General features: G+C 50.9%; 1 protein-coding gene. It reads right to left on the minus strand.

All coding sequences use genetic code 11. From position 1 onward, the window contains the following. The coding region (locus B3394_RS05870; RefSeq protein ID WP_286914031.1) for a hypothetical protein at positions 1 to 212 on the minus strand (212 nt) is incomplete at both ends.

Genomic DNA, 212 nt, shown 5'->3' on the forward strand with positions numbered 1-212 from the left:
CCTTGAATGGTTGTATCCTGTCCCTGTACGGTAATCGCACCGGAACAGTTATCATTAGCGGTCAGGCTGATCATCGCCGGTACGTCAGAACTACAAGCTACGGTTACGTTTGCCGGAGCGGTTGGAGTCACCGGAGCTACAGTATCGTTAACATTGATGGTTTGTGATACGGAAGCACTGTTTCCACAGGCATCCACAAAGGTCCAGGTACG

This window comes from Flavobacterium sp. UBA4197 (assembly GCF_002379575.1).
Classification (GTDB): Bacteria; Bacteroidota; Bacteroidia; order Flavobacteriales; family Flavobacteriaceae; genus Flavobacterium; species Flavobacterium inviolabile.